4 protein-coding genes and 1 pseudogene are annotated in these 4,174 nt (G+C 70.2%); 3 read left to right on the forward strand and 2 right to left on the reverse strand.

Features of this window, described 5'->3' with window-relative positions; genetic code table 11:
• The coding region (locus tag B8460_RS17705; RefSeq protein WP_048862944.1) for a TetR/AcrR family transcriptional regulator at positions 1 to 376 on the reverse strand (376 nt) is incomplete at its 3' end.
• Positions 377 to 454: 78 nt separating this feature from the next.
• On the opposite strand from B8460_RS17705, the gene B8460_RS17710 reads away from it, so the two are divergent.
• Positions 455 to 1,969: a flavin-containing monooxygenase gene (locus B8460_RS17710; RefSeq protein ID WP_084623861.1), complete on the forward strand. Its 1,515-nt coding sequence runs from the start codon at positions 455 to 457 to the stop codon at positions 1,967 to 1,969.
• Positions 1,966 to 2,772, forward strand: coding sequence for an SDR family NAD(P)-dependent oxidoreductase (locus tag B8460_RS17715; protein WP_048862945.1), 807 nt, complete (start codon positions 1,966 to 1,968; stop codon positions 2,770 to 2,772). The genes B8460_RS17710 and B8460_RS17715 overlap by 4 nt, the downstream gene beginning before the upstream one ends.
• A gap of 77 nt (positions 2,773 to 2,849) precedes the next feature.
• Here the strand turns inward: B8460_RS17715 and B8460_RS17720 are convergent, their stop codons facing one another.
• The gene (locus B8460_RS17720; protein WP_048862946.1) at positions 2,850 to 3,836 is read right to left on the reverse strand and encodes a UDP-glucuronic acid decarboxylase family protein; all 987 of its coding nucleotides are present in this window, start codon (positions 3,834 to 3,836) and stop codon (positions 2,850 to 2,852) included.
• Between the two features lie 124 nt (positions 3,837 to 3,960).
• Between B8460_RS17720 and B8460_RS17725 the strand changes: the two are divergent.
• Positions 3,961 to 4,174, forward strand: a pseudogene (locus B8460_RS17725) (lysophospholipid acyltransferase family protein); the annotation flags it as partial.

Here is a 4,174-nt window from a genome sequence, read left to right on the forward strand (position 1 = left end):
CCGCGATTTCCACCAGGAATACGCGCGCCGCGTCCGGACTTTCCCGCAGCGACCCGTAATAGGCGTGCAGCATCGCCGCCGCCCGCTCCTGCGGACCGCCCGCGCAGTCCGCCGCCGCTCGCTGCAGCCGCGCCCCCAGCCGCGCGTTCACCGCCTCATACGACGCGACCAGCAGGGCCTCGCTGTTGCGGAACGATTCGTAGAAATACCGCTCGGTGATTCCCGCCGCCTCGCACACCGCGCGCACCGTGGCACGGCGGTAGCCACGTTCGCCGTAGACCAGGATGGCCGCGCGGATCAGCGCCTCGCGCCGCTGCGCGCGCCGGTCCTCCAGCGTCACGCCCCGGTACAGCTTGGTCGCCTGCGCGGTGCTCATGCACGGCACTTGACATGGGCGGTTGTCAGATGCAAGAGGGTGACAACGGGCGTTGTCAGTTACGCGGGGAGCGGAGCGATGGACGGATCGATCGGAATGGCCGCCGGCACCACGGCCTCGGGCGGCGCGGCGCCGCCGCGGCAAGTGGACGTGCTGATCGTCGGCGCCGGCCTCTCCGGCATCGCCGCCGCGCGCTATCTCCAGACGCGCCTGCCGCGCAAAACCTTCGCGATCGTCGAGGCGCGGGCCGCGATGGGCGGGACGTGGGACCTGTTCCGCTATCCCGGCGTGCGGTCGGACTCCGACATGCACACGCTCGGCTACAGTTTCCGCCCCTGGCTCGGCGAGAAGTCGATCACCGACGGCGCGTCGATCGCCGCCTATGTGCGCGACACCGCCGCCGCCTATGGCATCGACCGCGCGATCACCTATGACTGCCGCGTGCTCAGCGCGGCGTGGTCGTCGGCCGACGCGACATGGACAGTCGCCACCACGCGCGGCGCCATCACCTGCCGCTTCCTGTTCATGTGCAGCGGCTACTACGACTACGGCGAGGGCTACCTGCCCAAGTGGCAGGACATGCAGGCATTCCGCGGACAGCTCGTGCATCCGCAGTTCTGGCCGGAGCGTCTCGACTATGCCGGCAAGCGGGTCGTCGTCATCGGCAGCGGCGCGACGGCGGTGACGCTGGTGCCGGCGATGGCGGAGACGGCGGCGCACGTGACGATGCTGCAGCGTTCGCCCACCTATGTCGTCAGCCGCCCGGCCCGCGATCCGTGGGCGCGCAAGCTGTACGACCGCCTGCCCGCCCGCCTCGCGCACGGCATCGTGCGGTGGAAGAACGTGCTGCAGAGCATGTACTACTACCGCCTCGCCCGCCGTTATCCGGACAAGGTGAAGGCGGGGCTGCTGGCGCTGGTGCGCAAGCAGCTCGGCCCCGGCCACGACATCGCGACCGACTACACGCCGCGCTACAACCCGTGGGACCAGCGGCTGTGCCTGGTGCCGGACGGGGATTTGTTCGACGCGATACGTGGCGGCCGGGCGTCGATCGTGACCGACACGATCACGCGTTTCACCGAGACGGGGATCGCGCTCGACTCCGGGCGGCACCTGGACGCGGACATCATCGTGACCGCGACCGGGCTGAAGCTGCAACTGCTGGGCGGCGTGACGATCACCGTGGACGGCGCGCCGGTCGATCTGTCGAAGACGCTCAGCTACAAGGGCATGATGTTCAGCGGCGTGCCCAACCTCGCGCACGCGATCGGCTACACCAACGCATCCTGGACGCTGAAATGCGAGCTGACGGCGCGCTACGTGTGCCGGCTGCTCGCGCACATGGACGCGCGCGGCTATGCGTCCTGCACGCCGCAGCGGCGGAGCGACGACGAGATACCGGCGGCCCCGCTGCTCGGCCTGACCTCCGGCTATATCCAGCGTGCCGCCGGCGTGCTGCCGAAGCAGGGCGCCCGCGCACCGTGGCTCGTGCATCAGAACTATGCGCGCGACACCGCGATCATGCGGTTCGGGCGGCTCGATGACGGCGTGATGCAGTTCGCGCGCGCCTCCGCCGCGGCGCACGCGGCATGAGCCTCGCCGGACGCACCGCAATCGTCACCGGCGCCGCGAGCGGCATCGGCCGCGCCATCGCGACCTCGCTCGCGCGGCGCGGGGCGCATCTCGCCCTCGCGGACCTCGACGAGGCGGGACTGGAGACGACGGAAGCGCAGATCGCGCGCCCCGACCTGCGCATCAGCCGCCACCGCCTCGACGTCGCCGACCGCGATGCCGTGGCGGCGTTTCCCGATGCGGTGCTGGCGGCGCATCCGGGCGTCGACATCCTGGTCAACAACGCGGGCGTCGCGCTGGGCGGCACGTTCGAGCAGGTGACCGAGGCCGATTTCGACTGGCTGCTGTCGATCAATTTCTGGGGCGTGGTGCGCATGACGCGCGCCTTCCTGCCGCTGCTGCGCGCGAGCGGCGGCGGGCGGATCGTCAACATCTCCAGCCTGTACGGCCTGATCGCCCCGCCGGGACAGACGGCCTATGCGGCGAGCAAGTTCGCGGTGCGCGGCTTTTCCAACGCGCTGCGGGCCGAGGTGGCGGGCGCGGGAATCTCCGTGACCGTCGTGCATCCCGGCGGCGTCGCGACGTCGATCGCGCGCAACGCCCGCCTCGCGAGCGGCATCACGCCGGCACAGCGGGAAGCGGGCCGCGCGCGCGCCGCCAGCCTGCTGCGCCTGCCACCGGAACGGGCGGGGGAGATCATCGTCGCCGCCGCCGAACGCCGCGCCCCGCGCGTGCTCGTCGGGCGCGACGCGAAGATCATCGCGCTGCTCGAACGGATCGCGCCGGTCGGTCACACGACGCTGCTGCGGCGGATGCTGGGCTAGAGGCCGCCGCGCGGGCTCTACCGTAGGGCACCCACCGGTCACTTCAGGTGTGCCGAGGCGATCTCCGCCCCGGCAGCTTAGACCGGGACGGTGGGCGCCGCGTGCTCGACGCCGCGTTCGGTCAGCAGCCGGTCGAAATACTCGATGGTGCGGCGCAGCCCGTCCTCCAGCTTCACCGTCGGCTGCCAGCCGAGCACCTGCCGCGCGCGCGTGATGTCCGGGCAGCGCTGCAGCGGATCGTCCTGAGGCAGCGGACGATGGACGATGCGGCTGGCGCTGCCGGTCAGTTCGATCACGCGCTCGGCGAGTTCGCGCACCGGGATTTCGTGCGGGTTGCCGAGATTGATCGGGCCGACCACGTCCGGCTCCGTCCCCATCATGCGGATGAACCCTTCGATGAGGTCGTCGACATAGCAGAAGGCCCGCGTCTGGCTGCCGTCGCCGTAGAGGGTGATCTCCTCGCCGCGCAGCGCCTGGACGATGAAGTTCGATACCACGCGCCCGTCATTCGGATGCATGCGCGGGCCATAGGTGTTGAAGATGCGGACGACCTTGATCTTCACCTTGTGCTGGCGGAGGTAGTCGAAGAACAGCGTCTCCGCCGCCCGCTTGCCCTCGTCGTAACAGGCGCGGGGGCCGAGCGGATTGACGTTGCCGCGGTACTCCTCGGTCTGTGGATGCACGGTCGGGTCGCCATACACCTCGGACGTGGAGGCCTGCATGATCTTCGCGCCGACGCGCTTGGCGAGGCCGAGCATGTTGATCGCGCCGATCACGCTCGTCTTCGTCGTCTGTACCGGGTCGTACTGGTAATGCACCGGCGATGCGGGACAGGCGAGGTTGTAGATCTCGTCGACCTCGACATAGAGCGGGAACGTCACGTCGTGGCGCAGCGCCTCGAAGCGCGGGTTGCCCATCAGATGCGCGACGTTGTCCTTGCGCCCGGTGAAGTAGTTGTCCACGCACAGCACGTCGTGCCCGGCGCCGACCAGCCGCTCGGCCAGATGCGAACCGAGGAAGCCGGCACCGCCGGTGATAAGGATGCGCTTGCGGGTCAGGCTCATGCGGGGCGGCTCCTTGAGGGATGCGCCGCAGTTGCACCACGGATGGCCCCTGCGGGGAAAGCACAACCTGCATCGGGGCGGCCGTCGCTGGCACGCCCGGTGCGCCCATGCTACCGCGCCCGGCATGGCGGGACCGGTCAAGCGCATCCTACGGCACAGGCTGACACAGGCGGCGGCGGCGCGCCTGCTCGGCCTGTATCTGGCCTTCGTCTTCCGCACGACGCGGTGGCGGATCGAGGGCGAGGCGCATTTCGCCCCCCACCGCGACGGTCGCCCGGCGGTCGCCGCCTTCTGGCACGAGCGGCTGCCGATGATGGTCATGCTGTGGCGCTTCGCCC

The sequence above is a fragment of the Acidisphaera rubrifaciens HS-AP3 genome, from assembly GCF_000964365.1.
Lineage (GTDB): Bacteria > Pseudomonadota > Alphaproteobacteria > Acetobacterales > Acetobacteraceae > Acidisphaera > Acidisphaera rubrifaciens.